Raw genomic sequence first — 24443 nt, 5'->3', positions numbered from 1 at the left:
CATCGGCGTGGCAGCCCGTTGGGACCCGTCACAGGCTCCGTTTGAGCCTAGTGTTTGAAGCTCCATCGCTTGTGCCCGATGTAGCTCGTGAACACGGGCACCGCCACGCCGACGAGGTGTGCGATTTCCCGCGCATGCCAATCCAGGCCCAGCCGGGGAAACACGTAGTAAGCGAGGCCGACGCTCACGCCCCAGGTCTGCAGCACGGCCACCAGGTTCACCAGCGTGAAGAAGACGATCGATCGCGCGGTGGACTGCGTGCTCTCGGTAAAGACGAACAGCTTCGCCAAAACGAACGCCGTGATCATCCCCGTGACATAGGCGACGACGATCGCGGCGGAGTAGGGCATCCAGAGGTTGTAGGCGATCCGGCTCCCCCAGTTGACCGCGGCGGCGATGCCGCCGGTCAGCAGGAACAGCAGGAAATGCCTCGACAGGAAGATCGGCTTGACGGCAGCCGACGCGCGCGTCACAGCATCCTCGCCATCTTGCGCGACAGTCCGATGCTCTCCGAGATGCCCCGGTCCTCCGGATAGTAGTACGACGTGTCGGCAACCAGCAGACCCTTGATCGGCAACTGGATCGGCGGCAGGCGGTCGAGATAGCCGGGTTCGCAGATCGGCTGCGCGAAGCGGTAGCGGCTGGCGCGCACGTCGATGAAATCGTCCGCGGTCAGGTCCGGATTGACCTTCATCAGGTAATGCTTGACCTTGTCGATGAAGACGGCGTCGGCTTCCTGGTATTTCGGATGCTCGCCGGGCATGTAGAACGGCACGTAGACGATGTGCTGATCGAGCGGCCGCAGGTTGGTGTATTCGACGATGCCGGGGATGTCCATGTCCGGATCGTTCGTGTTCAGCCAGAAGTTCTCGGTGACGCGCTTCTTCAGCTTGGCGATCACACAGACCACGGCGATGTTCTTCACGCGCCCGAACGCATCCAGGATGTCGGTCGGCAGGTCGGGCATGACCCTGGGCACATAGGGCAGCGGAATCGTGCTGATCACCTTGTCGAACGGCTCGAAGCCGCCCTGCGTTTCGATGCCCTTGACCGCACCGCCTTCGATCACGACTTTCTGCACGGGCGTGCCGAGCCGGAATTCGCCGCCGTTGGCTTCGATGTAGCGGCGCATGCCTTCGAGCAGCGTGTCGGAGCCGCCCTCCAGATAGCCGAGCTTCTCGCGGAAGAGGTCGTAGCGCGAGCGCCCGATGCGGCGGATCCGGCTCCAGATCCAGGCCGCAGACAGGTTGTACGCGTGGTCGTAGAACTTGTAGTCGAACAGGCGCCGCCACAGCACTTCCCAGGCCTCCTCGCCGATCCAGCGGCGGATCCAGCCCGAGGCTTCGATGCGGTCCAGCGGCTTCCAGTTGTTGCGCTTGGTCGACAGGAAGGCGTGCAGCCCGTAGCGGATCTTGGCCGACAGGCTCAGCCCCTTGAACTTCAGCAGCGCGATGGGGTTGCCCCAGGGCTGCACACGGCCCTGGTAGAAGTAGCCCATCTTCGTCTCGCGCCACTGCATCTTGTCTTCGATGCCGAGTTCCCGCAGCACTTCCAGGAAGGCATGATCGGAAATCGCGTGGAAGTGGTAGTACCGCTCGATCGAGAGCCCGCCGAAGTCGAAGCAGGCGGCCATGCCGCCCACCCTGTCGTCGGCCTCGAAGATCACGGGCTTGCGCCCGTCCTTGACGAGCTGATAGGCCGCGCCGAGGCCCATCGGCCCCGCGCCCAGGACTGCAATGCGTTCCGTACTCATGGTCGTCGTCCCGTCAGAATTCAAGCGCGATGTGGCTGTAGGTCGGATCGTTGAACGTCTCCTCCATCGCCTGGGCAAACGGTGTCGCGCGGATGGCGAAGATGCGTTCCCAATCGATCACGTCGAACTCGTCGCCGGCCGTCAGGGCCTTGAGCTGGTCCGCCGTGAATGGCGGGTTCTTGCTGAAGAGGGCATAGACCTTCAGCAGGATATGGAACAGGCCGTAGGGAATGCGCACGATCGCGCAGCGTGCGCGGGTCACGCGCTTGATCTGGCGGATGATGTCGATGTAGTCGATGCGCTCCAGCCCGGTGATGTCGAAGGTCTGCCCCTGGATCCGCGAATCGATGCAGCTGATGATCACGTTGCAGAAGTCGCCGACGTAAAGCGGCTGGCGCATGTAGCGCCCGCTGCCCGGAATCGGAAACACCGGCACGCGCTGCATGAAGCGCGACAGCCAGCCGAGATGCTTGCGGTCGAACCAGCCGAACATGAGCGTCGGCCGCAGCACGACACATCCGATGCCCGAGGCGAGCACGATCGCTTCCTGCTCGCGCTTGGTCTCGGTGTACCAGTCCTCGCCGACTGATTTGACGACGGACGAGCTGATATGGACGGTGTACGGAATGGCATGCTGCTTGATCACCTCGAGCACGCAGCGCGTCGAGTCGATATTGTTGCGGACGAAAGGCTCGCGCGTCGGCGCACCGATCTGGGCCTGCAGCATCACGACCACATCGGCGCCTTCGAAATGCCTTGCCCAGTCGCCCGGTTCCGCCAGGTCGGCGAAGACGGCGGTGATATCCGGGTGGACCGAGCGCAGCACATCGAGGTTGGCCTCGTGCTTGTCGAGCACGACGAGGTTGGTATAGCCGCGTGCTTTGAGCCGTGCCACGAGGTTCTGGCCGACGAGGCCGGCGCCGCCTGGGAGGACAATGCGGGTTGGGTTCATGCGTTTGCTCTGGAAATGCTGAGGGTGTCTTGCCTGCTCATCGATACGTGATACGGGCGGCTGATGCAGGGCGGCAGTGGGTCATGGTGCGGAGGTCTTGTCGACGTTGTACGCCGTCCCGGTCTCCTGCAGCTTGCAATAGGTACCCTGGCTCGTCGGGGCAACGATCAGAGGGGTGATCAAAGTCGGTGCTTTAAAAAGGGCACTCCAACCTCTGTATAGCGCATTCGGGTCCTTGATTTCGAGTGCGCCATAGTATTCTTTGCCCGTGACTCCCGTGCCTAGCGTCGCGCCATCCGCATCCGTCACGACTACATCCCGCGGCACACGTTTTTCGCCTGCATCGAAAATCCAGCCTTCCGCACGATACATACCGGGCGTTGTCGTAGCCGCAATCTTGTCGATGTGTCCGTCGCAAATCGACGTAGCGGTGACATGCGAAGGCGGAACGAAATAATCTGGCTGGTCTGGCGCAAAAATCGATACGTTCGCTTGCTCAGCGGCCTGGCTGATGATGCTCAGTGGTTCCGGTAAGGGATAGACGGCGCCAGTGATGTCCAGATCGTAGACATGTGATCGCAGAGCAAGGCCGGCGAAACGGCGGCTGAAGGCAGCGTGATTGCTGTTTACGCTGGTGAATCGCTGGCCCGATGCCACGAAGAGCGAGACGATCACGGCCGTGACCAGCACGGACTTCCGCCCTTTTTGCGAATCAAAATTGAGTGTCGCAAAGAGGATCAACGCAAGCCATGCCGCCAGCGAAGCTGTCGTATAGCGTGACTGCAACGCATGTTCGACTCCGATCGAGAGTCGGCCGCTTGCAGTGGTCACTGCATTGCTGATTGCAAACAAAGCAAATGCAAGCAGCGAAATCGCGGGTGCCGGCGCACGCGATCGTAGTGCTTTGAGCACGAGACATGCAAATGTGAGGAGTACGGTTGCACCGCCCGCATAAGCAATTGGCTCGCTGCGAGACAGAAGATACGCGGGGGCACCAAGATATAGCAGCACATATTGCAGCGCTTCGGCCGGGTGTTCGCGCAGTGCAGTGAGCAGGTGGGCATTGCCCGATAGACCCTTCCAGTCAAAGAAGTATGCGATCCACGTGGCGGCGGTCGTTGTGACGAGCAACCAGACGGTGCGCCTGCTAAACCGCAGATACAACGCCTGAACGACCAAAATCGGGAACACGAGCAGGCCGCTCGCCATCGAAAGTGCCGCAACGCTGCCGCTCAGCAGCGCTTTCGCGAGCAAAGCGTTGCTTTCCGGCGAGGAACCTCTCCGGTAGGCATCTCCCGCCAGTTCTAAATAATGAAATGCCAGCAGCGAGAAAAGATTGACGGCAAACCACTGGTTCTGAAAGCCCCAGGCAAAATTCGCCCCCTGGACCCATGAAAATACAAAGACCAAAATGAGCCCGGCCAGGCCGATGCGCGTTTCCCGGTCTTGCGGTGCGCCGTTCCGGATGACTACATGAAAAAATACAGCCGCGAGAAGTCCCGCCAATACGACATTGGCGACCAGTAGCAGCACGTTTCTTCCGCCGAAGTAGCGTATATCAGCGTAAAAAAAAAGCCGCGAAAATGTCAGGCGATGTTCGTTGTGCAGTTCAAAGAATGCCTGCCACGGATTCTGCAGCGCCCGGAGGTAGAAGCCGATTGTGCCGTCCCACTGATCAGCGTACGGCACGGGCGAGAAGTGGGTCCAGACCGCGTACACCGTGGTGGTGAGCGTAATGATGCCGAGGAGGAAAATCAGATACCCGCCGTCGAACCGCGTTTTCATTTGCATCCTGCGTTTACAGCGATGTCCGTTTGAAAACAGGCTTCGGCACCGATCGGATGATCAGCATGATGATCGCCCAGAACCACGGTGTGTACAGCGTGTCCTTGCGCTTGTCGATGGCGCGCACGATATCGCGGGACACCTTCTCCGGGGACGCGACCAGCGGGCCGGGCAAGGGCAGCCCGGCGGTCATCGGTGTCGAGACGAAGCCCGGCTTGATCGTCAGGACGTGCACGCCGGCTTTGAACAGGCGCGCGTTCAGTCCTTCGCAAAAGGCCGAGAGGGCGGCCTTCGCGCTGCCGTACAGATAGTTGGAGGGGCGGCCGCGATCCGCCGCCACCGACGAAATGACCGCCAGCGCGCCGCTGCGCTGGGCCTCGAGCGCATTGGCAATCCGCGTCAGCAGGGCGATGACGGCGGTGGCGTTGGTGTTGAACTCTCGCACCGCGATCGCCGGATCCGCCTGGCAGGCCGCCTGGTCCGGCAATGTTCCCGGGGCGACCAGGACGATGTCGATCGTGCCCAGCGCGGCCAGGCACTGTTCGAACATGGCCGCATGGCGCTCCAGGTCGGTGATGTCGAGCTGGTGGCGGCTGGCGAGTTGCGCGCCGCGCGCGCTCAGGTCGTCGGCGACCTGCTCGAGGCGCTCGCCGTTGCGTGCCACCAGAAAGAAGCGGGCGCCCTCGGCGGCCCATTGTCGCGCACAGGCGATCGCGATGGCGGAGGTGGCTCCAACGATCAGGATGTTCTTCATGTTCGAGTGGTTCGTTCCCAGAAGCGTGACAGCATGGCGGGGTCCCGGAGCGCTTCGAGCTGTTGCCATTGCGGATAGGCTGCACGGAAGTCCGCGCCGGACATGTGTGCATCCTTGGCCGGATACATGCGCCCGCCCGCTTCCCGCACGATCGCGTCGATCCGTGCGAACAGGCGCGTGTTCAACGCTTCGCGCTGCGGAAAGTCGAGGGCAAGCGACGTCCCTTCCATCGGAAAGGACAGCAGGCCGGGCGACGCCACATTGCCGCAGCGCTTGAGCACGGCCAGGAACGAGCCGGTGCCGCTGGCCGCGATGGCGTCGAGAATCGCGCGTACCGCGTCCCGCGCCGCGTGCGGAGGGACCACGGACTGGTGTTGCTGGAAGCCCGCGCGGCCATAGATGCGGTTCCACTCGAGCAGGCTGTCGAGCGGATAGAAATAGCGGTCGTAGCTCACCCGCGAGCGGACTTCACCGCTGCGCCGGCCCCGAAAATAGAGCGCGTTGAAGCCCTGCAGCGTGACGCGGTTGAACAGCGGGACGGGCAAGGTGAACGGCACGGTGCGCTTGGGGCGGCGATCGACTGCGAGCGGACCGTCGGTGGCGTGGTCGCCCACCATGAAAACACCGCGCCCGAGCGCGTTGCCCCGGCTCCGGCAGTCCACCCAGGCCACGCTGTATTCGTGCAGCGGATCGAGGCGCTCGGACAGCGCGAAGAACGCGTCGAGGTTGTCGAAGCGAATGCTGGTCACGTCGACCAGGCTCGAGCGGATCGGCATCAGCTGGATCTCGGCCCACAGGATGAGGCCGGTCAGTCCGAGTCCGCCGATCGTCGCCGCGAACAGTTCGGCGTGGCTGTCGCGCGCGCACTCGAGGTGCGTGCCGTCGCTGCGGGCCAGGCCGAAGCGGCGCACATGCCGTCCGAACGTGCCGCGGACATGGTGGTTCTTGCCGTGGACGTCATTGGCGATGGCGCCGCCGAGCGTCGCGTATTTGGTGCCCGGCGTCACCGGCAGCATCCAGCCGCGCGGGATCGCGACCTCCAGCAGCTGTTCGAGCGTCACGCCGGGCTCTGCGCGCAGGATGCCTGTGCTCCAGTCCGCTGCGATCAGGCGGTCGAGCGGCCGCGTTTGCACGACATGGCCGGATGCCGCCAGGCAGCTATCGCCGTAGCTGCGTCCGTTGCCGAACGCGAGCGTTGTGCCATGTTCGCGCGTCGCCGCAAGCCAGGTCGTATCCAGGGCATCGCGCCACGCGACCGCGTGCGCTTGCTGCGGTTCGTATGGGTAGCGCCCCCACGACTGAACGGTTCCCATTGTTCAGATCGCCGCCCAGAAGATAAAGCCGCACAGTGCCACGACGGCGAGGCTCACCCGGTCGCGTACGGCGAACACGATGGGGTCGTCGTGCATCTGGCCGCGGTGTGTGATGATCCAGGTCCGGCTGACCCAGTACAGCATCAGCGGACAGGCGAGCCAGATCGCCTGCGGATGCCGGTAGAGGCTCGCCGTCTTGGCGTCCTGGATATACAGCGCGAGCACGAGCACGGCCAGGTAGCCCGCCGCCGAGCCGAGTGACGACAGCATCGGCAGATCGCTTGCCTCGTAGCCGCGGCCGCGTGTCTTGACGAGTCCGCGTGCTTTGATGGCATGCAGTTCCGCATAGCGCTTGACGAGTGCCAGGCTCAGGAAAATGAACATCGAGAAGGCGAGCAGCCAGAAGGTCAGGTGCGCGCCCACGGCGGCCGCGCCGGCGATGATGCGCATGGTGTAGAGCGTGGCGAGCACGACGACATCGATCATCACGCGGCGCTTCAGGAACGCCGAGTAGGCGAGCGTCAGCGCGTAGTAGCCCAGCAGCACGGCCGCGAACCGCCATGGCAGGCACAGCCAGGCCAGCAGGAACGCCGTGACAAGCAGGACCGGGAACATCCCCCCGCCCCACAGCAGCGGAAGCGCGCCGGAAGCAAACGGCCGCTTGCGCTTGACGGGGTGATGGCGATCGTCTTCGAGATCGAGCAGGTCATTGAGCAGGTAGACGCTCGACGCGCACAGGCCGAACGTCAGGAACGCCAGCAGTGCCGCGAGCACCTGTTCGGGCGAGCCCAGCAGGTGACCGGCCAGCAACGGCACGAAGATGAGCAGATTCTTCAGCCACTGATGCAGCCGCAGCGACTTGCTCCAGATTTTCAGGGGCGCCGGGCGTGCATCGATCACGCGCTCGACATTGCCGATCTTGCGTGCCGCGCGCTCCACGCCGCCATGGGGATTCACCACGTAGGCGCGTTCGGCCGCCTGCCACACGATGACATCGTCGTGGGAGTTGCCCGCGTAGTCGAAGCCCTTTTCGCCATACTCGGCCACGAGCCGATCTCGCTTGTTGCGGGCGGACAGGTTGGTGCTGCCGTCGGTGGCGAACGTCTTGTCGAAGAGCCCCAGGTGCGCGGAAATCGCCTCGGCGTAGCGCACGTGGCTGGCCGTGGCAAGCACCAGCGTGCGGCCGGAGGCGCGCTCGGTGTGAAGCCACTCGAGAACGGCGTGGTCGTAAGGCAGAACGGTAACGTCGAGATCGGTCGCCTGCGCCAGGCGCGCTTTCAAGACAGGCTTGCCGCCGCGCGCCAGCCACAGCAGTGGCTCGTAAAACCGGTGTGGCGCCGATTTCAGGTATGCGAAACCGGATTCGATCAAGATGTCCGAACGAATTAACGTGCCATCAAGGTCGACAACCAGGGGTTTGCTGCACATGCGGGTGGATTCGGGCGGGCCGATATTGGCGATATGGGTGTGGGCGCGTGTGCCGCGAGGTGCGAGGTTGCCGGAGCGGGGCGCATGCCCAGGCTGGGGGCCTCGGAAGACGGCGCAACTGTACTAGGTTGTTGTTTTTTCTACAACCTTGAGCCGTCGGGCGCACAAATCGTGCGCTTGCAACCGCTTGCCGAGGGACTACTGGCGACTGACCCGCCCCAGCCGCTGCTGATACGCCTGCAAATGCGCATGCGCCACGCGCAGCAGCCACACGTCCACGCCCGCCGCGCGAGCGCGCCGCAGCATGTCGCCGACGATATGGTCGGCTTCCACGCGGCCGCCGCTTTCCAGGTCGCGCAGCATCGAGGCCGTCATCGGCGAGCCGGCCTGGGTCAGGAACGCCAGCCCGCGTGTGCGCGCCTGCGCACGGATGGGGTAGCCGGCCGCCGCCGAGACGGCGGCGCACATGCCGTACATCGCCTCGTTGAGCGCGCGGCCTTCATCTGTGGCGACGATCTCGCCGACGCTGGCGCGCATCAGGCACGTCATCGACGCCAGCGAGGTGATGAAGACGAACTTCTCCCACATGTCCTGCATGACGTTGTCGGCCAGCACCGAGTCGAACCGCGCGGCGGCGAACACGTCGCGGATGGCCTGGGTACGCGCGCGCGGCGCGGCGGAGTCGCGCTCGCCGAAGGTGATCGAATGCAGCGGGGTCAGGTGTAGCACGGCGCCGTCCGGCGCGCTGGCCGCGCTGATGTGGCAGAGGCCGCCCAGCACGCGCGCCGCGCCGAAGGCCGCATCCAGCCGGTCCAGGTGCGACAGCCCGTTCAGGACCGGCAGCACGGCCGTGCGCTCGCCCACCGCGGGGCGGATGGCGGCGATGGCGTCGTCGAGGTCGTAGGCCTTGCAGCTGAGCAGGACGAGGTCGGCATGGCCCCAGGCGGCGGTCTCGCCCGCGGTGATGACCTGGACGGGGAAGCATGCGTCGCCCAGCGGGCTGCGGATCTCCAGGCCGTGCTCGCGCAGTCGCGCCGCGCGTGCCGGGCGCACCAGGAAGGTCACGTCCGCGCCGGCCTGCGTGAGGCGCCCGCCGAAGTAGCCGCCGGTGCCGCCGGCACCCAGTACCAGAATCCGCATTGCCGTCTCCGAGGAAGGGGGGAGCGGACGATTCTAGTGGAGTCCGGGCGCCCATGCCGGCGCGCGCCCACGGCTGGCCGTGGCACGCTAAAATGCTGATTTTCCAGACAATTTGACGCCCGATCGGCCATTCTTCAGCGCCGGCGGCGTGCTTGCGCCATGACGTTCTCCAACAATTTCCACCGCCTCGAAACCCGCCTGCAGTCGCAGGCCGGCCGCGCCATCGGCGACTTCAAGATGATCGAGGACGGCGACACCGTGCTGGTCTGCCTGTCCGGCGGCAAGGATTCGTACACCATGCTGTCGGTGCTGATGGCCCTGCAGAAGCGCGCGCCGATCGACTTCAAGCTGATCGCGATGAACCTCGATCAGAAGCAGCCGGGGTTTCCGGAGGACGTGCTGCCCGGGTATCTGAAGAAGGTGGGCGTGGAGTACGTGATCGTCGAGGCCGACACGTATTCGATCGTCAAGGAGAAGGTACCCGAGGGCAAGACCACGTGCTCGCTGTGCTCGCGCTTGCGCCGCGGCGTGATCTATCGCACGGCCAAAGAGCTGGGCGCCAACAAGATCGCGCTGGGCCACCACCGCGACGACATCGTCAACACGTTCTTCCTGAACATGTTCTTCGGCGGCAAGATGAAGGCGATGCCGCCCAAGCTCGCCACCGACAACGGCGACCACATCGTGATCCGTCCGCTGGCCTACTGCGCGGAGAAGGAGATCGCCGCCTACGCCCGCGCGATGGAGTTCCCCATCATCCCGTGCAACCTGTGCGGCTCGCAGGAGAACCTGCAGCGCAAGAAGGTCAAGGAGATGCTGCTGGAGTGGGAGCGCCAGGCGCCGGGCCGCATCGACAACATCTTCTCGGCGCTGCAGAACGTGGTGCCGTCGCACCTGGCCGATACCGACCTGTTCGACTTCAACGGCCTGACCACCGGCCTGGCCAAGATCGGCGAGGAGGCGCTGTTCGGCCAGACCGCGTACGACCAGGCGCCGCTGGTGTTCGCCGGCTCGCACGACGATCGCATCGAGTTCGTGCGCTTCGAGCGCAATCCGGCGGGCAAGGCGCCGGAGGGCGCCGAGCAGCCTGCGGCCTGACGCACCGCATCGGCAACACGGACAGCGTGCCGGGTCGTGGGGCCGGGCACGCTGCCCTGTTTTGGAAGGCTGGCGCGCTGCCGCTCAGCGGTTGCGCGGCGGCATGCCGGTCATGGCCTCGTCGGGGTGGCCGCCGTCCGCGGCGGTCTCGGTGCCGGAGCGCATCAGGTCATGGGCGTCGTCGATCCAGCCCTGCAGGCGGTCGCGGGCGTGCTGCTTCTGTTGCAGCGTGGTGAGGTTGGCGATGGTCACGGAAACGTCGACGCTGGCATCGAGATAGGCGTCGTGCCGGGCGCCGCGCTCGCCGGGCGGATGCTCCCATTGGTCGGCATAGGCGGTCAGCCATTGCATGACGGTCGGCTTGTCGGGGTGTTCGGTGCGCACACGCTCCAGCAGCGCGAGCCATGCCTGCTGGCGCTGGAGGCGCTCGGCGTAGCGGGCCGGCGCGGCTGCGACCAGCGGCGCGACGGCGGGCCGGATGACGTCCTCCTGTGCGCTCGAGAAGCGGCCGTAGACGAGGCGGGCGTTGTCCATGACGCGCTTGAAGCGTTCGCGCGAGCGGTCATCGCCGTCGCGCTGCAGATACCGCTGGCGATAGGTCTCGTTGACCGCGTCGAACCGCTGCCGCACGTGCCCGATCTGCTCCGGCGTGACCGTGAGCAGCAGGTTGGCGATATCGGGCTTGGCGCGCTCGAAGGCCGCGCGGCCCAGCGCGTGATAGGCGTTCTGGTAGTCGCGGATCTGCGCGGCGCTGACCGGCTGCTGCAGTTCGCCCTGGGCGCGCTCGAGCAGCGCGGCGATGCGCGGCAGCTGCTCGCGCCGGTGCCACGCAAAGAAGCGCGCGATGGCGCCCCGCGCCGCGTCGGCCTGAGCGTCTTGCATGTCGAAGTAGCGGTCGATCCACAGATAGACCAGGCGGTCGCCCTGCTGGTAGCCGAGCTTCACGGTGCTGCAGGCCGCCAGGCCGGCGAGCGCGGCGAGCATCAGCCAACGGGCTAGCCTGGCGGGCCAGGGCGTGCGTGCGACAGGTCCGCCGGTCGGCCGGTTCGGTGGCAGGGTGGGCCGCATGCTAGAATTTTTTACCTGTGTTTTATACGCCGCAAAAGGGCCTCGCAGAAGGCTTCCGAGGCGGTCAGGCCAACCCGATGGCAGGCGGCGGACGGCCGCTCCAGGACGGTTGGTCCGGTCCGTGAACGCAAGCCGCAGGCTATCGCTTCGAGTCACTCTAGGAATCTCCTTGTGAACATCGTCATCCTTGCCGCCGGGCTGGGCAAACGCATGCGCTCCGCCCTCCCGAAAGTCCTGCATCCCCTGGCCGGCAAACCGCTGCTGGCACACGTCATTGAGACGGCCCGATCATTGTCGCCGACACGGCTGGTGGTGGTGGTCGGCCACGGCGGCGACCGCGTGCGCGACATGGTCGGCGCGCCCGATGTCACCTTCGCGACGCAGGACCAGCAACTGGGCACCGGCCACGCCGTCATGCAGGCACTCGACCAGCTTGACGACACCGTGCCCACCCTGGTGCTGTACGGCGACGTGCCGCTCACCCGCGCCGAGACGCTCAACGCGCTGGTCGGCGCCGCCGGCCAGGACCACCTGGGCGTGCTGACCGTCCACCTCGACGATCCGACCGGCTACGGCCGCATCGTGCGCGACGCCACTGGCCGCATCACGCGCATCGTCGAGCAGAAGGACGCCAACGAAACGCAACTGGCCATCCACGAAGTCAACACCGGCATCCTGGTCTGCCCGACGGCCAGGCTCAAGACCTGGCTGGCCACGCTACGCAACGACAATGCCCAGGGCGAGTACTACCTGACCGATGTGATCGAGCGCGCCGCCGGCGAGGGCCTGCCGATCACCTCCGCGCATCCGCTGGCCGAGTGGGAGACGCTGGGCGTCAACAGCAAGGTGCAGCTGGCGGAGCTCGAGCGCATCCACCAGCGCAACCTCGCGCAGCAACTGCTGGAAGACGGCGTGACGCTGATCGACCCGGCGCGCATCGACATCCGCGGCAAGCTGACGTGCGGGCGCGATATCGTCATCGACATCGACTGCATTTTCGAAGGCAACGTGACGCTGGGCGACGGCGTGCGCATCGGTGCCCATGCCGTGATCCGCGACGCCGCCATCCAGGCCGGCGCCGAGATCCTGCCGTTCTGCCACATCGAGCAGGCCACGGTGGGCGCGCAGTCGCGCATCGGTCCGTACGCGCGGCTGCGCCCGGGCACCGAGCTGGCCGAGGATGTGCACATCGGCAACTTCGTCGAGGTCAAGAACAGCCAGATCGCCGCGCACAGCAAGGCCAACCACCTCGCCTACGTGGGCGATGCCACGGTGGGCTCGCGCGTGAACATCGGCGCGGGCACCATCACCTGCAACTACGACGGCGCCAACAAGTTCCGCACCATCATCGAGGACGACGCCTTCATCGGCTCGGACACGCAGCTGGTGGCGCCGGTGCGGGTGGGACGCGGCGCCACGCTGGGCGCCGGCACCACGCTGACCAAGGATGCGCCGGAAGGCCAGCTGACGGTCTCGCGTGCGCGGCAGACCACCGTCAACGGCTGGCAACGGCCGGTCAAGCAGAAGAAGGACGCCTGAGCAGCGGTTTTCCTGCGCCGAACAGCGGATGCCGTTGCGGCGCCTGAGCATCGATACTGAATGAAGATCGAGTGCAGCGCGCTGCGCGCTGTGCTCCAACCGGAGAAATCAACATGTGCGGCATCGTCGGCGCGGTTTCCACGCGCAATATCGTTCCCGTCCTGATCGAAGGCCTGCGCCGCCTGGAGTACCGCGGCTATGACTCCTGCGGCGTGGCCGTGCAGCGCGACGGCCAGCTGGAGCGCGCCCGCACCGTCTCGCGCGTGGCCGACCTGGACACGCAGGCGCAGTCGAGCCACCTGGACGGCGCCATCGGCATCGCCCACACCCGCTGGGCCACGCACGGCCGGCCGGACACCGTCAACGCCCACCCGCACTTCTCGGGCGACACCATCGCCCTGGTGCACAACGGCATCATCGAGAACTACGAAACGCTGCGCGAAGAGCTGAAGGCCGTCGGCTACGGTTTCGAATCGCAGACCGATACCGAGGTGGTCGCCCACCTGATCCACCAGGCCTACACCTACCCGAGCAGCGCCACGCGCGGCCACCTGTTCGCCTCGGTGCGCGCGGTGGTCAAGCGCCTGCACGGCGCCTACGCGATCGCCGTGTTCGCGCGCGACAACCCCGACGTGGTGGTGGGCGCGCGCGCCGGCTCGCCGCTGGTGGTGGCGCTGGGCGACAACGAATCGTTCCTGGCCTCCGACGCACTGGCCGTGGCCGGCACCGCCAACCGCATCGTCTACCTGGAAGAGGGCGATGTGGTCGAGCTCACCCGCGAGGGCCTCACCGTGGCCGACGCGCGCGACCACGTGGTCGAGCGCGAGGTCAAGGTGGTCGAGGCGCACGCCGCCGCCGTGGAGCTGGGTCCGTACCGCCACTTCATGCAGAAGGAAATCTTCGAGCAGCCGCGCGCGCTGGGCGACACGCTGGAAGGCGTGCAGGGCTTCGCGCCCGACCTGTTCGGGCCGCGCGCCGCCGAGGTGCTGCCCAAGGTCGACAGCGTGCTGATCCTGGCCTGCGGCACCAGCTACTACTCGGGCTGCACCGCCAAGTACTGGCTCGAATCGATCGCCAAGATCCCCACCCAGGTGGAAGTGGCCAGCGAATACCGCTACCGCGACACGGTGCCCAACCCCAACGCGCTCGTCGTCGTGATCTCGCAATCGGGTGAAACCGCCGACACGCTGGCCGCGCTGCGCCACACGCGCGAGCTGGGCCACACGCACACGCTGGCCATCTGCAACGTGGCGACCAGCGCCATGGTGCGCGAGACCGAGCTCAGGTTCCTCACGCGCGCCGGCACCGAGATCGGCGTGGCGTCCACCAAGGCCTTCACCACGCAGCTCGCCGCGCTGTACATGCTGGCGCTGACGTTCGCCAAGCTGCGCGGCCACTTGAAGGCCGAGGCCGAGGAAGTCGCGTTGCGCCAGCTGCGCCACCTGCCGTCGGCGCTCAACGCGGTGCTGGCGCTCGAGCCGCAGATCATCGCGTGGTCGGAAGAATTCACCCGCCGCGAGAACGCGCTGTTCCTCGGCCGCGGCCTGCACTTCCCGATCGCCATGGAAGGCGCGCTCAAGCTCAAGGAGATCTCCTACATCCACGCCGAGGCGTACCCCGCCGGCGAACTCAAGCACGGCCCGCTCGCGCTGGTGACCGAGCAGATGCCGGTGGTGACGGTCGCGCCCAACGACGCGCTGCTGGAGAAGCTCAAGTCCAACATCCAGGAAGTGCGCGCGCGCGGCGGCAAGCTCTACGTGTTCGCCGATGCCGACACGCATATCCAGTCGAGCGACGGCATCCAGGTGATCCGCATGCCCGAGCACTATGGGCAGCTGTCGCCGATCCTGCACGTGGTGCCGCTGCAGCTGCTGGCGTATCACACCGCCGTGGCGCGCGGGACGGATGTGGATAAGCCGCGGAATTTGGCTAAGTCTGTGACGGTGGAGTGAGGGGCTGGTGGAGTCAATACAGTCCAGCGGGTTCGAATCGAGTCGGTTCGATCATGACTTCAAGGAAGGGGGCGGAGGGCCCCCTCCTTTGTTTTGAACGAGGTCGTTCACCTCACTGATTGCCGAGGTGGGTAGCGGCTGCTGCACTCGGTCGGAAGCCAGCGATCAAATATTCCTGGCAGAAGGCGCCGGTTGAGGTAGGCGCACTCCGCGCCATACGGACTCGCATTCGCTGAGCCGTTCGCTACTGCCAAGAAGCGGACGGTTGGTGGCGCTCGGGAGAGCGAGACATGTCGTATCTGAGAGCGCGCGTGCCCGCTTTCACTCTCGGCTGCAAGCAGACCTGGTTGGACGCTGACCTTGAATACGGCAAGTTTTCGCTGCGAGGTGCTTGCGACGAGCGATCGAAACAATGGTGGAGCCTTCCCCATTGTTGTCATCAATGACGCCCCCTCATCGACACTAACCAACGAAGATGCTCAAGGCTCGCGTCTGAAACGCTACGCATCCCAATGAATCAAAGGATTGCGATCGATTTCGAAATTTTTTTTGATGAAATATTTAAAGTAAAGATGTTTGAAGTTGAAAAAATGAATGCCGGTTTCAAAAGAAATAGAAGGTTGGTGTCGATCGCGGCGCTTTCATTCCTCGTCAGCGGGTGCGCGCGCTATGCTCGCTATCAGGATCAGCAGAAGATTTTTGAAGAAAGGAATCGCCGTGATTTGGAGTTGGTGCATCGTCTAAAGACTGTCACGGTTCTGGCGCCAAAGACCGATCGGGATATCAATGTTTCTGTAAGAAAGTCATTGATTCCGATGAGGGAGCACGTGGAGGATCTGAAGCGTGCTAAGCCGAAATATATCAAAGCACTGCATGCGGCAATGACCAACTCGACCATTACTGCAGAGCTTGCGGATGCGGTTGCGCGTCGGCTGGAGCGCATGGGGTATACCGTGAACCAGGTCTTCAGCGACGAACAGACGCACGACAGGCAAGCCATTGGCGAGGCGGATTTCGGTACCGATCTGGTTTACTCAATTTCAGCACCGCAGTTTTCCGTTGACATCGATGTGCAAAGCGTTGGGCCGGATAACTATTTTTTCAGCTTGAGAACGGGGAGCTCGATCGTACACGCAAAGAATTTTTTGAGCCTGGGTAAGCACAGCGTTTTGGCTGCTTCACCTATTTACGGTTACAACTATTATCTGCTTCCCCATCAATGGGACGATCCAGCGGCAGTTCGAGGCTTGCTGAATTTCTATATTGAAGATGCGGTCGATCTGCTCTTCTGGCCCATCGAGCCGGGCTGATGCCGAATCGGGCTCTGCGGGAGTGATCTGGAATTCGCCGGGGGCTCCCCGAGCCCGTTTGGAAATGCACGGATGCGGGCGAAAACCGGCTCGGCAACGCCGGCGTTGGCAGACCGAACTGTGGCGCATCAGATTGGCTTGATTTCTGTGCAAATGGCGCTCGGCATCGCCGGCTGGCTCGACGAGGGCTTCGGCTGGCTGCAGGTGATGGCGAGCCGCAGGCAGGCGGGGTGCAAAGTGGCCGTCGCCAAACACATGCCGTGACTTCCGCAGTGGATGGCGCTTCCTTATTCGGGGCGGAACGCTTGCGGCTGCCTTGAAGTGACGAAAGGGATGAATGTCCGGGTCCCGCAGCTTGGCTCCAGGAGCCGCAGCGGTCGTCCGCTCCCCCGTCAGATGCGCGTGCCTGTTGCTGTGGGGGATGGGTTGTGGCCGTTCGTACTGCGCTCGTCGAAGAAGTGGCTACAGCGGCGCAATCGCTCGAAGCGCAAGCGAAAACGCTCCAAGAAGCGGTGTCCCTGTTCAGGGTAGGCGGCGTCGGCGTGCCAGCGGGGACAGCAGCTTCGCAAAGCGGATCGCTCGTTGCGGCTTGAAAGCCGCAAAGCCGCCAGACTCTTTGAAGATCAGATCGTCTGGTCGACCATCTCACTTCACCTGACGCCCCATACGCAGTGCGTCGAGAACGAGCGCAAACGCGGGCGATGGCTGCCGACGGCTTGGGTAATACAGGTGATAGCCCGAGAAGGGCGGGCACCAGTCTTCCAGTACGCGCACCAGGCGTCCTTCTTCGAGGTGGGGCCAAAACTCATCCTCCGGCAGATAGGCCACGCCCAAGCCGCCCACCGCAGCCGCGGCAATATGGGGGGTCGTATTGACGACAAGCTGACCGTCGACACGGATCTTCAGCTTGCGTCCACGACGCTCAAACTCCCAGACATCCAGTCCCCCGTACGTCGGAAACCGAATGTTGATGCACTGGTGATGCACTAGATCGCGAGGGGTTTTCGGCGCAGGGTGCTTGGCGAAGTAGGCAGGCGAAGCGACCACCGCCATGCGCATGTCGGGTCCGATGCGTACAGCGATCATGTCCTTGTCGACCGTGCCGCTGAAACGTACCCCTGCGTCGAAGCGGTCAGCAACGATGTCTCGGAATCCGTAGTTGATGTCGAGCTCCAGCTTGATGTCGGGATATTCGTGTAGCAATGGCATCAGCTTGGGCAACAGCGTTGTCCTAATGATCTGATCGCCACACGTGATGCGCACCGTCCCGGCCGGCTTGTCGCGCAGCTCCGTCAATGCCTCCAGTTCAGATTCGATCTCATCGAAGCGATGACCGATGGCTTGGAGCAGACGTTCGCCGGCAGCGGTGGGTGAGACGCTGCGTGTGGTGCGTGTGAGGAGCCGGATCTTCAGCCGTGTTTCCAGGCCCGATACCGTTTGGCTGAGCGCCGATTGGGTCACGCCCAGCTTAGCTGCCGCCCGCGTAAAGCTGCCTTCGCGCGCCACTGTCACGAACGCCAGCAGATCGTTGAGGTTGTGTCTGGGCATCGCTCAGTGTCCCATCGAACATTGATTAGCTCTGCTTATAGAGCAATTAAGCATTCATTAGCTTATCAGGCTTACCCCGTTCCGCAAGAATGTCGATGCGTCAGAGCGAGCAGGCGCTGTGCTCGTGCCGGGGCCAATCTGCGCCCCTTTACGCACCCGCCTGCCGTCCCGCTTCTGGTCGATTGCGGCCCTGACCGCCAACCTCGATGAAGGAACGTCCAATGAAGACACTCTTCGTTTTGCTGGGACTGCTGATCAGTTCATTCACCGCAATGGGAGCAGACATGTCCAATGGTGCAGACAACTTTTACAAGAGCAGCAAGGTGACCGCGCGGAAGGTCACCTTCAAGAATCAATACCAAATGACTGTCGCGGGGAATCTCTTCATTCCCAACGGCTTGAATGCGAACGCCAGGACTCCCGCCATCATCGTTGGGCATCCCATGGGCGCGGTGAAAGAGCAGAGCTCGAACCTGTATGCCCAGAAGCTGGCCGAGCAGGGTTTCGTCACGCTGTCGCTGGATCTGTCGTTCTGGGGGGAGAGTGAGGGCCGGCCACGCAATGCCGTGTCGCCAGACATCTATGCCGAGGACTTCAGCGCCGCGGTGGATTTTCTCGGCACCCGGCCGTTCGTTGACCGCGAGCGGATCGGCGTTCTCGGCATCTGCGGCAGCGGCAGCTTCGTCATCAGCGCAGCGAAGATCGATCCGCGCATGAAAGCCATCGCGACGGTCAGCATGTACGACATGGGCGCTGCCAACCGCAATGCGCTTCACCATTCCCTGCCCCTCGAGCAGCGCAAGGCGATCATTGCGCAGGCCGCCGCGCAACGTTATGTGGAGTTCACGGGCGGTGAGACGCAATACACCAGCGGCACAGTGCATGAACTGACCGCAGATACCGACCCGATCCAACGCGAGTTTTTTGACTTCTACCGTACGCCGCGCGGCGAATACACCCCCAAGGGCTCGTCGCCGAAGCAGACTACGCACCCGACGTTGACCAGCAACGTGAAGTTCATGAACTTCTACCCGTTCAATGACATCGAGACGATTTCTCCGCGTCCGGTGTTGTTCATCACGGGCGATCAGGCTCACTCCAAGGAGTTCAGCGAAGAGGCATACCGCCTGGCCGCCGAACCCAAGGAACTATTCATTGTTCGTGGCGCGGGTCACGTGGATCTGTACGACCGCGTCAGCCTGATTCCCTTCGACAAGCTGACCGCGTTCTTTCGGGCCAACCTGAGATAACGGGTAGGCATTCCGGCGCCACTCAAGTCATCCTTGACGTTCAAAGAGGTCGATCCAGAAAATGGAAGGACACACGCACGCTGATCCGCATCACGCGGAGGTCTCCGGCGGGCGACCAGCATGGGGCGCGGTGTTCGCGCTGTCGCTTGCCGCATTCATCCTGGTTGCATCGGAATTCATGCCGGTGAGTCTGCTGACACCCATCGCGGGGAGCCTTCATCTCACTGAAGGTCAAGCGGGGCAGGCTATCTCCGTTTCCGGGGCGTTTGCCTTGCTGACCAGCCTGTTCATCCCGGCGATGGCGGCCCGGCTCGATCGCAAAGTGCTCCTTCTGCTGTTGACGCTGTTGACGGTCGTCTCCGGTGTAGTGGTCACGCTGGCGCCCGACTACTGGACATTCATCATCGGTCGGGCACTGATCGGTGTGGCCATTGGCGGTTTCTGGTCAATGTCGGCAGCTACGGCCATGCGGCTCGTGCCGCATCATGACGTGCCGCACGCTTTGGCGATCGTCAACGGTGGTAACGCTCTCGCAACGGTGTTGGCCGCGCCGCTTGGCAGCTTGCTTGGCGCCGTCGTTGGCTGGCGCGGTGCGTTTTTCTGCATCGTGCCTGTGGCGACGATCGCGCTGGTCTGGCAATGGATGACCCTGCCCGCGCTGAAAGCTGACAGCAGCCCTGGCGCCGCCGGTGATGTCTTCACGCTGTTGAGGCGGCCTGCGGTGGCGTTGGGCATGGCGGCGGTTGGCCTCTTCTTCATGGGCCAGTTCATGCTGTTCACCTACCTGCGGCCCTTTCTTGAAACGGTGACCAACACCAGGGCTTCCACACTCTCGTTCGTGTTGCTTGTCATCGGCGTGGCGGGTTTCGTGGGGACCGCCGTGATTGGCACGTTTCTAAAAGACGGCCTCTACCGGACGCTGGTCGTCATTCCGGTGTTGATGGCAGGGATTGCACTGGCGCTTGCGTCGTTCGGTGGCTCACTGGCCGCCTCCACGATCCTTCTCGCCATTTGGGGGCTGGTCGCGACCGCTGCTCCGGTCGGCTGGTGGACATGGCTGGCTAGAACACTGCCGCAAGACGCGGAGACCGGCGGCGGACTCATGGTGGCGATCATCCAGCTGGCGATCACGTTGGGCGCAGCCGGCGGCGGCGCAATGTTCGACGCGGGCGGCTACCGCGCGACCTTTGGCATGAGTGCGGCTGTGCTGGTCGCGGCAGCGGTGCTTGCCATACTGGCCGCACGTGCGGGCACGCGAACGGTTCGGGCCGGCGCAGCCGTCGCTTGACGTGCTGCTCACGTGCCGTAGATTCGCTCGTCAAACCTGGAGTTTGCCCCGAGCGCGCAACAGGTTGGATGTTGAGTGTCACCTGCTAGCGGCTGTTGTATGCGCTTGCTGGCGTAACCCCGCAATGTCGCGCTTGGGCGGCGCGCCAAACATGCGGCTGTACTCCCGGCTGAACTGAGAGGGGCTTTCGTCCCCAACCTTGAACGCCGCGCTGGCCGCATCCAGGTGTGAGCCATGCAGCGACTGATGCTGCGCGGATGCATCCTGATTGCGCTATGGGTCCCGTTTCTGGCCACCGGTGCTTCTGCTGCGCCCCGTGCGGCCGAGCGGGTTGGTCGGCGCCGGCACGCTGACGCCCTTGCCCCAGGTTTCAGCGATAGGCAAGACATTGTTCTCGGTGATCTTGTCGGTGCCCATTCTTTCGCTGCGGTGCGCGTCAGAGCGCGGACAGCCTCTTTCGCCATGTTGTCAGGGCCGTAATCCGTGAGGCCGACGACGCCTGCCGTCGAGCCAACATGGATGATTCGGCCCTCGCCGCTGGCTTTCAGGTGAGGATAGCAAGCCAGCATGGTGCGCAGATAGGCAATGGGAGCGACCTCGAAATTGCGATGTAACGGCTCTCCACCGAGAGATCAATGATGGACGAGACGGGCGCAGTGGGATCGAAGGCGTTGTTCACGAGGATGTCGATGCCGCCGTAAGCGCCTACGACCGATTCCACCGCGCCTTCCTCTGCGAACAGCTTCGCGGTGGCGCGGCCGATGCCCCGACCGGTGCCCGTGACGATGGCGACTTTCCGTTAAGTCGGCTCATGAATCTCTCCGTTCAACTGAGGGGTTGCTGGATTGACTGCGCCGGGCTCGGCGCATAGGGTGACGGAACCTCACGCGCAGCGTTTTGCGTGACGAAGGAGGTGACGAGGAGCACCAGGCCCACGGCCGCAGGCAGAGCGGCCTTGGGATTGCGCACACCGAGGTGCGCCATGCCGGACAAGATGAGGTGATAGAAGAGCCCGGCATACGCGAGATCGCTGAGCGGGACACTGAACCGCGAGAGGATCGCGGCAGGTCCAAGGATCTTCACGACAATCATGAATGGCACCAGATGCGCGGCGGAGTAGCCCAGCTGGGCCTGGGCCTGCATAACGTAGTCCCGCTTTGTCACGTACATGTAGACGGAAGCCAGATACAGCAGCGACAACAGCGCCGTGCTGATCCAGTACGCGTAGGTCGTAACCATGGAGTTCTCCTTTGCGAATAATTCAATCGACTTGGCGCTAGGATGTCGGCCAAGATGAAGCATCGCAAGTAGGATGAAAAAACGGCGCTTAGTATGAAAAAACAGACTAACGGCGAGGAAGAGATCAACATGCACGACGAGATGCGGCGCGCTTTCGCTCTGCTCTCGGGCAAGTGGAAGCTGGAAATCATGTGGTTGCTCAGCCAACGGGTCTATCGCTTCGGCGAACTGAGGAAGGCAATCCCGGGCATCACACAGCACATGCTGACGGCGCAGCTTCGTGAACTGGAGGCGGACGGTTTGGTGTCGCGCACGGTCTTCGCGGAAGTGCCCCCGCGGGTCGAGTACGAGATCACGCAGAAGGCCCGAGGGCTCGGGCCAACGATGGAGGCGCTCACGGCCTGGTGGAGCGAGTACGGACGAAGCATCCCGGTAAAGTCGACTTCGCGTGGGCGCAAAGCCAAGGTATCCAAGCCGAAGGCAGCATGACGATAGCGGGGCACCGTCTGACGTCGATGATCCTCGGCACGTAGATGATGTTAAGGGTACGGCTGACACGCGGTCAGGTCGATGCCCTTGTCTCAATTGATGCGCATGCCAGTTGCTGTGGGGGATGGGTTGTGGCCGCTCGTACTGCGCGCGAGGAGGGATTCGGCTCAGCGGACCTCCCGTGCCGCTTCCCATAAGCCGCGTGCCCCGAGCCCCGCGTGCCATGCTTCAAAGCGCGATCGCCATTGTTCGAAGGGCTCGCCCAGGGGATGCCTCGGGTCGCTACTCAGCGCATAGGCCATGCCCTCGATCAGCCACTCGGGCTTGGTCGCCACGGCGAGATTGCCCAGCGATTCCGCCTGTCGGTAGTGGATCAGCTCGTGTGCCACATAGAAGGACGTCCACCCGCGCGGCGCGACCACGAGGCCCAGATTGCCCACGGCTTCCGCCGCGCGCCGCCCGATGCCGAACGCATCGGCACATGCGGGCGTCGTGCAGAACACCATGCGCGGTGTGTGGCTGAACGGCCCGACCGCATCGACGGCCTTGGCGTAGCCCTCCTGGTACAGACGTTCGGCATCGCCCAGGCGGGCAGCGTCATCGGTGCAGATGCCGGGGCGCGGGCAGGCGATGCCCGGCACGAGCGACGGCGCAATGACTCGCAGCGGCTTGATGAAAGCCAGCGTCGCCATGGGCAACGCAACCAATGCAACAGCACTGGCGATCAGCAGAATCCGGTTGAGCTTCATGGGTTCGCGTTGATGTGATCGACTGCAAGCGATACGGCGGAAGGGGGATTGGACTCGAACGGAAAGCGGTGTGGTCTCCACATCGTACAACGCGGCGTGATCGACCCGATGGGGCGAATGCGCAAGCGGCGCCCCGTCGTCCAAACACCCTCGCAGCCGATCGCTATCATGCCCAAGACATCATCACTGCGGGCGTGCGGATGCGGCGGCGGCGACGTTATCGCGATTGAGTGAGTGTGTCACCGACGCTCACTACCCAGCGTGGGTCATAGAACGGCGTCTATCAACGCCCGGACGTGAATCTCCACCGTGTTCAAGCAGGGCACCGGACTGGTCTGGTCGCTCAGAATCAACGGCAGCTCCGTACAAGCCAGCGCTACCTGGTCGATGCCTTCACGCGTCTGGAGATCCTTGATGATGGCGATGAACGCGTCCCGGGTTTCATCCGTCACGATGCCATGCTCCAGCTCCGATTCGATCTTGTGCTGTATCTGAGCAATCTGAGCGTCATCAGGGACAACCACCTGGATCGAACGATCCTCAAAGGGCGCCTTGAAAAAGGTGTTGGTCATGGTGAAGACCGTGCCGAGCAAGCCAACGCGCCGCACTCCGCGCCGCTGCGCTTCCGCGCACGTTGCCTCGATAGCGCTCACGATTGGAATGGGCGACATCGGGCGCACCCGGTCCATCACGATGTTCGGGGTGTTTCCGGTCAAGGCGGCAATGTCTGCACCTCCGGCGGCCAGGCTGCGCAGTGCGCCCAGCACGTATTCAGCCAACTGATCGAACTGCTTTGCCCGGCAAAGATTGAAGACGGTGAACGCACTGAGGCTTTCGATGGACAGGCGCGGCAGGTTTTCCCGTCCGGCTTTTTCCTGCACGCCATGGATGATCTTGCGGTAGTACGCAACGGTTGATTCGGGGCCGATGCCGCCGATCAGGCCAAGCTTTTTCATTGGAACACTCCTTTCTGTGACGAACGCTGCTGCCACTCACTCAGGCGTAAGCCTCAACAAACCGCCTGAGCATCAGCAAGGGGGTTGGCGTGTCGTCCAGCTGGCTCAGCATTGCCGTGGGGTCGAGTCCTTCCTCGCGCAGCACATGCCTGCGTGTGCTGATACATGCCGACGAAATTGCCGGCGTGAACTCTGGGTGGAACTGCGTCGAAATCGCTGTTGGGCTGTAACGCACGACTTGATGTGGATCATGGGCCGAGCGGGCTAAAACCTCTGCGCCGGCAGGCAACTGCACGACGGTCTGCAGGTGAGTTAGATGCGCCTTGAATCGCTGTGGGGCGCCGGCAAGCAAGGGCTCCGTCTGCGCCAAGGGCAGCCGCTCGATGTCCATGCAGCCCATCTCCCGACCACGCGGGTGATAGCCGACCTTGCCGCCCAATGCGTGCGCCATCAGCTGGTGCCCGTAGCAAACGCCAAACACAGGTGTATTGATCGCCACGGCTCGCCGGATCCAGTCGGCGGTGGCTTCGCTCCAAGCGTGCAGGTCGGTGACCATCGACCATGAGCCGGTGATGATCGCGGCCCGGTGCACGTCGGGTTCGGGAAGCGGCGCCCCTTCAAAGACCCTGACGATCTCAAATGCTTGCGAATCTCGATCCATGGCCGCGCCGAACCATCGCGGCAGGTCTCCGACTTGCGCGCGAATGGCATCGGGTGGCGTACCCGCTTGAATCAGCAGCAGTGGTCTAACGGTCACGAGCGAGGGGGCAGTCAAACAAAGCTGTTCACTTTAGATGCGGCGTGATATTACGAAAAATTAATAGTTGAGATG

The 24443-nt window shown here is 63.6% G+C and carries 23 protein-coding genes and 2 pseudogenes; 8 read left to right on the top strand and 17 right to left on the bottom strand.

The window, feature by feature from the left end:
• Positions 1–47: 47 nt before the first annotated feature.
• From GO999_RS15850 to panE, 8 genes are all read right to left on the bottom strand, one after another.
• Complete coding sequence (locus tag GO999_RS15850) at positions 48–473, bottom strand: GtrA family protein (protein ID WP_011000134.1); 426 nt, start codon at positions 471–473, stop codon at positions 48–50.
• Positions 470–1753, bottom strand: a complete 1284-nt coding sequence (locus GO999_RS15845; RefSeq protein WP_016722525.1) for an NAD(P)/FAD-dependent oxidoreductase — start codon at positions 1751–1753, stop codon at positions 470–472. The genes GO999_RS15850 and GO999_RS15845 overlap by 4 nt, the downstream gene beginning before the upstream one ends.
• A 13-nt stretch (positions 1754–1766) precedes the next feature.
• The gene (locus tag GO999_RS15840) at positions 1767–2705 is read right to left on the bottom strand and encodes an NAD-dependent epimerase/dehydratase family protein (protein WP_011000136.1); all 939 of its coding nucleotides are present in this window, start codon (positions 2703–2705) and stop codon (positions 1767–1769) included.
• Between the two features lie 81 nt (positions 2706–2786).
• Positions 2787–4490, bottom strand: coding sequence for a hypothetical protein (locus tag GO999_RS15835; RefSeq protein ID WP_111375097.1), 1704 nt, complete (start codon positions 4488–4490; stop codon positions 2787–2789).
• A 13-nt stretch (positions 4491–4503) separates the two neighbouring features.
• The gene (locus GO999_RS15830; protein WP_011000138.1) at positions 4504–5244 is read right to left on the bottom strand and encodes an SDR family oxidoreductase; all 741 of its coding nucleotides are present in this window, start codon (positions 5242–5244) and stop codon (positions 4504–4506) included.
• Complete coding sequence (locus tag GO999_RS15825) at positions 5241–6557, bottom strand: FAD-binding oxidoreductase (RefSeq protein ID WP_019717391.1); 1317 nt, start codon at positions 6555–6557, stop codon at positions 5241–5243. The genes GO999_RS15830 and GO999_RS15825 overlap by 4 nt, the downstream gene beginning before the upstream one ends.
• Before the next feature lie 3 nt (positions 6558–6560).
• Positions 6561–7985 (bottom strand): UbiA family prenyltransferase, encoded by a 1425-nt coding sequence (locus tag GO999_RS15820; RefSeq protein WP_011000140.1) that lies wholly within the window; start codon positions 7983–7985, stop codon positions 6561–6563.
• Between the two features lie 198 nt (positions 7986–8183).
• Positions 8184–9125, bottom strand: a complete 942-nt coding sequence (panE, locus tag GO999_RS15815; RefSeq protein ID WP_211906383.1) for a 2-dehydropantoate 2-reductase — start codon at positions 9123–9125, stop codon at positions 8184–8186.
• A 159-nt stretch (positions 9126–9284) separates the two neighbouring features.
• Between panE and ttcA the strand changes: the two genes are divergently transcribed.
• Entirely contained in the window at positions 9285–10223 is a 939-nt protein-coding gene (gene ttcA / locus GO999_RS15810; protein WP_011000142.1) for a tRNA 2-thiocytidine(32) synthetase TtcA, read from the top strand.
• 84 nt (positions 10224–10307) lie between these two features.
• Here ttcA and GO999_RS15805 read toward each other — a convergent pair whose 3' ends face one another.
• Complete coding sequence (locus GO999_RS15805) at positions 10308–11207, bottom strand: DUF6279 family lipoprotein (RefSeq protein ID WP_249215041.1); 900 nt, start codon at positions 11205–11207, stop codon at positions 10308–10310.
• 255 nt (positions 11208–11462) lie between these two features.
• On the opposite strand from GO999_RS15805, the gene glmU reads away from it, so the two are divergent.
• The 4 genes from glmU (at position 11463) to GO999_RS15785 (ending at position 16356) form a co-directional block, all read left to right on the top strand.
• Complete coding sequence (gene glmU, locus GO999_RS15800; RefSeq protein ID WP_028852482.1) at positions 11463–12830, top strand: bifunctional UDP-N-acetylglucosamine diphosphorylase/glucosamine-1-phosphate N-acetyltransferase GlmU; 1368 nt, start codon at positions 11463–11465, stop codon at positions 12828–12830.
• Positions 12831–12943: 113 nt separating this feature from the next.
• Positions 12944–14782, top strand: coding sequence for a glutamine--fructose-6-phosphate transaminase (isomerizing) (gene glmS / locus GO999_RS15795; RefSeq protein ID WP_211906381.1), 1839 nt, complete (start codon positions 12944–12946; stop codon positions 14780–14782).
• Positions 14783–15294: 512 nt separating this feature from the next.
• Entirely contained in the window at positions 15295–16092 is a 798-nt protein-coding gene (locus tag GO999_RS24780; protein WP_249215040.1) for a hypothetical protein, read from the top strand.
• A 72-nt stretch (positions 16093–16164) separates the two neighbouring features.
• Entirely contained in the window at positions 16165–16356 is a 192-nt protein-coding gene (locus GO999_RS15785; RefSeq protein ID WP_141638701.1) for a hypothetical protein, read from the top strand.
• Between the two features lie 381 nt (positions 16357–16737).
• Here GO999_RS15785 and GO999_RS15780 read toward each other — a convergent pair whose 3' ends face one another.
• Positions 16738–17640, bottom strand: coding sequence for a LysR family transcriptional regulator (locus GO999_RS15780; RefSeq protein WP_011000172.1), 903 nt, complete (start codon positions 17638–17640; stop codon positions 16738–16740).
• A 221-nt stretch (positions 17641–17861) separates the two neighbouring features.
• Here GO999_RS15780 and GO999_RS15775 point away from each other — a divergent pair, with 221 nt between their 5' ends.
• Complete coding sequence (locus tag GO999_RS15775) at positions 17862–18890, top strand: alpha/beta hydrolase (protein WP_011000173.1); 1029 nt, start codon at positions 17862–17864, stop codon at positions 18888–18890.
• 61 nt (positions 18891–18951) lie between these two features.
• Positions 18952–20178 carry an MFS transporter gene (locus GO999_RS15770; protein ID WP_020830934.1) on the top strand — a complete coding sequence of 409 codons (1227 nt, stop codon included), beginning with the start codon at positions 18952–18954 and terminating at the stop codon, positions 20176–20178.
• Positions 20179–20256: 78 nt separating this feature from the next.
• Here the strand turns inward: GO999_RS15770 and GO999_RS15765 are convergent.
• From GO999_RS15765 to GO999_RS15755, 4 genes and pseudogenes are all read right to left on the bottom strand, one after another.
• Positions 20257–20406 (bottom strand): annotated as a pseudogene (locus tag GO999_RS15765) (AraC family transcriptional regulator); the annotation flags it as partial.
• 45 nt (positions 20407–20451) lie between these two features.
• The gene (locus GO999_RS15760) at positions 20452–20595 is read right to left on the bottom strand and encodes a hypothetical protein (RefSeq protein WP_020830935.1); all 144 of its coding nucleotides are present in this window, start codon (positions 20593–20595) and stop codon (positions 20452–20454) included.
• A gap of 5 nt (positions 20596–20600) precedes the next feature.
• A pseudogene (locus GO999_RS25105) lies at positions 20601–20747 on the bottom strand (3-oxoacyl-ACP reductase); the annotation flags it as partial.
• Positions 20748–21003: 256 nt separating this feature from the next.
• Entirely contained in the window at positions 21004–21417 is a 414-nt protein-coding gene (locus GO999_RS15755) for a DoxX family protein (RefSeq protein ID WP_011000176.1), read from the bottom strand.
• A gap of 93 nt (positions 21418–21510) precedes the next feature.
• On the opposite strand from GO999_RS15755, the gene GO999_RS15750 reads away from it, so the two are divergent.
• Entirely contained in the window at positions 21511–21906 is a 396-nt protein-coding gene (locus GO999_RS15750) for a winged helix-turn-helix transcriptional regulator (protein WP_011000177.1), read from the top strand.
• Between the two features lie 167 nt (positions 21907–22073).
• Here GO999_RS15750 and GO999_RS15745 read toward each other — a convergent pair whose 3' ends face one another.
• The 3 genes from GO999_RS15745 to GO999_RS15735 form a co-directional block, all read right to left on the bottom strand.
• Positions 22074–22655, bottom strand: coding sequence for a hypothetical protein (locus tag GO999_RS15745; RefSeq protein WP_211906380.1), 582 nt, complete (start codon positions 22653–22655; stop codon positions 22074–22076).
• A 266-nt stretch (positions 22656–22921) separates the two neighbouring features.
• Positions 22922–23611, bottom strand: a complete 690-nt coding sequence (locus GO999_RS15740; RefSeq protein WP_111374978.1) for an aspartate/glutamate racemase family protein — start codon at positions 23609–23611, stop codon at positions 22922–22924.
• 40 nt (positions 23612–23651) lie between these two features.
• Entirely contained in the window at positions 23652–24386 is a 735-nt protein-coding gene (locus GO999_RS15735; protein WP_249215039.1) for a glutamine amidotransferase, read from the bottom strand.
• Between the last annotated feature and the right edge of the window lie 57 nt (positions 24387–24443).

The sequence above is a fragment of the Ralstonia nicotianae genome, assembly GCF_018243235.1.
GTDB classification, from domain to species: domain Bacteria; phylum Pseudomonadota; class Gammaproteobacteria; order Burkholderiales; family Burkholderiaceae; genus Ralstonia; species Ralstonia nicotianae.
This window is presented reverse-complemented; position numbering and strand designations above follow the sequence as displayed.

Excerpts from the sequence above, each read along its gene's own strand:
- GO999_RS15845 (WP_016722525.1), bottom strand. The coding sequence starts at position 1,753 with ATGAGTACGGAACGCATTGCAGTCCTGGGCGCGGGGCCGATGGGCCTC.
- GO999_RS15840 (WP_011000136.1), bottom strand. The coding sequence starts at position 2,705 with ATGAACCCAACCCGCATTGTCCTCCCAGGCGGCGCCGGCCTCGTCGGC.
- GO999_RS15835 (WP_111375097.1), bottom strand. The coding sequence starts at position 4,490 with ATGAAAACGCGGTTCGACGGCGGGTATCTGATTTTCCTCCTCGGCATC.
- GO999_RS15830 (WP_011000138.1), bottom strand. The coding sequence starts at position 5,244 with ATGAAGAACATCCTGATCGTTGGAGCCACCTCCGCCATCGCGATCGCC.
- GO999_RS15825 (WP_019717391.1), bottom strand. The coding sequence starts at position 6,557 with ATGGGAACCGTTCAGTCGTGGGGGCGCTACCCATACGAACCGCAGCAA.
- GO999_RS15820 (WP_011000140.1), bottom strand. The coding sequence starts at position 7,985 with ATGTGCAGCAAACCCCTGGTTGTCGACCTTGATGGCACGTTAATTCGT.
- panE (WP_211906383.1), bottom strand. The coding sequence starts at position 9,125 with ATGCGGATTCTGGTACTGGGTGCCGGCGGCACCGGCGGCTACTTCGGC.
- ttcA (WP_011000142.1), top strand. The coding sequence starts at position 9,285 with ATGACGTTCTCCAACAATTTCCACCGCCTCGAAACCCGCCTGCAGTCG.
- GO999_RS15805 (WP_249215041.1), bottom strand. The coding sequence starts at position 11,207 with ATGCTCGCCGCGCTCGCCGGCCTGGCGGCCTGCAGCACCGTGAAGCTC.
- glmS (WP_211906381.1), top strand. The coding sequence starts at position 12,944 with ATGTGCGGCATCGTCGGCGCGGTTTCCACGCGCAATATCGTTCCCGTC.
- GO999_RS24780 (WP_249215040.1), top strand. The coding sequence starts at position 15,295 with ATGAATCAAAGGATTGCGATCGATTTCGAAATTTTTTTTGATGAAATA.
- GO999_RS15785 (WP_141638701.1), top strand. The coding sequence starts at position 16,165 with ATGCGGGCGAAAACCGGCTCGGCAACGCCGGCGTTGGCAGACCGAACT.
- GO999_RS15780 (WP_011000172.1), bottom strand. The coding sequence starts at position 17,640 with ATGCCCAGACACAACCTCAACGATCTGCTGGCGTTCGTGACAGTGGCG.
- GO999_RS15775 (WP_011000173.1), top strand. The coding sequence starts at position 17,862 with ATGAAGACACTCTTCGTTTTGCTGGGACTGCTGATCAGTTCATTCACC.
- GO999_RS15770 (WP_020830934.1), top strand. The coding sequence starts at position 18,952 with ATGGAAGGACACACGCACGCTGATCCGCATCACGCGGAGGTCTCCGGC.
- GO999_RS15760 (WP_020830935.1), bottom strand. The coding sequence starts at position 20,595 with ATGGGCACCGACAAGATCACCGAGAACAATGTCTTGCCTATCGCTGAA.
- GO999_RS15755 (WP_011000176.1), bottom strand. The coding sequence starts at position 21,417 with ATGGTTACGACCTACGCGTACTGGATCAGCACGGCGCTGTTGTCGCTG.
- GO999_RS15750 (WP_011000177.1), top strand. The coding sequence starts at position 21,511 with ATGAAAAAACAGACTAACGGCGAGGAAGAGATCAACATGCACGACGAG.
- GO999_RS15745 (WP_211906380.1), bottom strand. The coding sequence starts at position 22,655 with ATGAAGCTCAACCGGATTCTGCTGATCGCCAGTGCTGTTGCATTGGTT.
- GO999_RS15740 (WP_111374978.1), bottom strand. The coding sequence starts at position 23,611 with ATGAAAAAGCTTGGCCTGATCGGCGGCATCGGCCCCGAATCAACCGTT.